A 931-nucleotide genomic window follows, 5' to 3' on the forward strand; every position below is an offset into this window, starting at 1 on the left:
CGCCACGCAGGCCTGCGGATGGATGCCCGCCGGCCGTTCGCGCTCGGGGTGCAGCAGCCGCGCCGCCCGCGCGAACATCAGGTGCGGATTGTCGGCGATCAACGCAGCGGAAACCAGCCCCGCCGCATCCTCGCGCAGGATTACCGCCGAGGCGCGCGTATCCGCGAGCTCGTCACGGTGGCGGTCGCCGGTGAAGAAGCCGATCGCCCCCGGTCCGGCATTCCCCAGCGACGCCACCCGGTCGATGCGTATGTCGCCGTCGCCCCGCAGGCCGCAGCCGGTCGCCTCGGCCAGCTCGCGGAGCGTCATTGAGCTGCTCGCGTTCACGAAAGTCCCTTTGCCCGGGCGGCGTCATCCGCCCTGCTGGTTGCGCTCGAACTCCTTGCGGAGGCGCTCGATGATGCGGTCCGTGATATCCACCGCGTCGCTGGCGTAGATCACACCGTCACTGACGACCAGGTCGTAGTCCTGACGCTTGGCGTAGTCGCTCACCGTCTGGAGGATGCGCCGCTGGAGCTCGCCGAGCTCCTCGTTGCGACGCATGTTGAAGTCCTCGCGGAACGCCTCCTGGGTGCGCTGGATATCACGGCGCAACGAGACGATCTGTCGCTGCAGCGACTGGCGGTCCGACTCGCTCATCGAGGCGTTGTCCTGCAGGCGCTGCTCCAGCGAACGGAGCTTCTCCTGCATCGACACGATCTCCTGGTCGCGGGGCGCAAACTCCTTCTCGAGCTTGCGCCGGGCCGCATCCGCCTGCGGGGCGTTGTTGGAGACCTTGGCCGGATTGACGAACCCGATCTTGATCTCCGCCGCCCCCGCCGGCAGCGCGAACGCCAGCCCGGCGGCAAGCGCCGTGACCAGTACCGCGCCCGTCACACGGCGGTGCCGCATGGCCGGCGCCGGCCTAGAAGAACGTGCCCAGAGAGAACTG

General features: G+C 69.0%; 2 protein-coding genes. Both read right to left on the minus strand.

The genetic code is table 11. The features are described from left to right. The coding region (locus G7A99_RS21530; RefSeq protein ID WP_305792355.1) for an LpxD N-terminal domain-containing protein at positions 1 to 309 on the minus strand (309 nt) is incomplete at its 3' end. 42 nt (positions 310 to 351) lie between these two features. Next, positions 352 to 931 (minus strand): OmpH family outer membrane protein (locus G7A99_RS21535; RefSeq protein ID WP_371807655.1); only part of this gene is annotated, 580 nt, incomplete at its 5' end.

The organism is Arhodomonas sp. KWT (assembly GCF_010993615.1).